Raw genomic sequence first — 1,302 nt, 5'->3', positions numbered from 1 at the left:
TATAATGGGCCCCTTGTCAAGACCACGTTCTAAAATTTTAAGAGTGGCAGTAAGCAGAATTATTCTAAGCAGCGAAGCAAGCAAAGTAAAACTCGTTGGGAACCTTGTAGCCTAATGCCTCGTGGGGCCGTATGTTGTTGTAATCATCTACGTATTGGTTAATCAGACGTCGAAGCTCTCTTGGGGTGCGATATTCGTTCGGATAGAGCTGCTCCGTTTTGAGGCTACGGAACCAACGTTCAATCATGATGTTGTCTGCCCAGCGGCTCCTGCCGTCCATACTTTGACGGATATTGAGGTTACGAAGCAGATTCTTGTAATCATCACTGGTAAACTGGCTGCCTTGATCTGAATTGATAATGGCTGGAACGCCGCATGCTTTAACGGTTTCCGTCACGGCATGAATAACAGATTCTGCTTCCAGACTGTCTGAAAGATAGTGGCCGACCAACCGCCTGCTATACCAATCAATTATTGCAGTTAGGTACATATGCCCATGCGGCATCGGAATATAGGTGATGTCAATGGACCACACCTGGTTTGGAAAAGACACGGTATAATCGCGCAACAGATAAGGCACAATAGACTCCTTGAAATTGCGCTTGGACAGGTTAGGCTTAGGATAAATAGCATAGATGCCCATCTTCAGCATAAGTCGCCGTACTGTCTTGCGACATACTGAAAAACCTTCTTCTTGCAGTTTGGCAACAATCTTACGAGAGCCTAGGTAGGGACACCTGGTATGCCAGTGGTCGATACGTTCCATTAACGATTCATCAAGCCTAACAGCAGCTTGGTTTGGTCCTGTAGGTGTGTAATATAGGCCGGAACGGTTCAGTCCCAGTAATTCGCACTGACGACGTATGGAAAGGCCGTTATCCTTTCTGATCATATTCCGGGATTCTTGGGATGGCCTCCCCAGCTTGGCGAAAGCAGTCCTGAAGAAAGTCGCGCTCAAGCGTAAGCTGACCGATGGTCCTTAGCATCTGGTCATTCTTTTTCTTCAGATCGTCCTCCTTCCTCTGAACGGCCTTACGCTCAGAATCTGCACCAAAGGCAAGATGGGCATTTTGCAGGAATTCTTGCTTCCATTTTCTGACCATGTTTGGGTTCAGGCCGTTTTCAGAACAGATGACATTGAATTCCTTGTCGCCTTGAAGAATTGACAGAACAATCTTGGTCTTAAATTCAGAAGTGTACTTTTTTCTTGGCATGATAGCATCCTCCAATTTTCGTTACTTAATACTATATCATGCACTCTTAAAATTTTCAGTACTGGTCTGAATTCACAGGCCCATTATA

At 45.5% G+C, this 1,302-nt stretch carries 2 protein-coding genes; both read right to left on the bottom strand.

Going from position 1 to position 1,302, the window contains the following annotated elements:
• Positions 1-64 precede the first annotated feature (64 nt).
• A complete protein-coding gene (locus WMO23_RS11320) occupies positions 65-958 on the bottom strand; it encodes an IS3 family transposase (RefSeq protein WP_292298454.1) in 894 nt (297 codons plus the stop codon).
• Positions 876-1,214, bottom strand: coding sequence for a transposase (locus WMO23_RS11315; RefSeq protein ID WP_020310576.1), 339 nt, complete (start codon positions 1,212-1,214; stop codon positions 876-878). The genes WMO23_RS11320 and WMO23_RS11315 overlap by 83 nt, the downstream gene beginning before the upstream one ends.
• Positions 1,215-1,302: the final 88 nt, after the last annotated feature.

It is taken from the genome of Megasphaera intestinihominis (assembly GCF_040096415.1).
In the GTDB taxonomy this organism is placed as follows: domain Bacteria; phylum Bacillota; class Negativicutes; order Veillonellales; family Megasphaeraceae; genus Megasphaera; species Megasphaera intestinihominis.
This window is presented reverse-complemented; position numbering and strand designations above follow the sequence as displayed.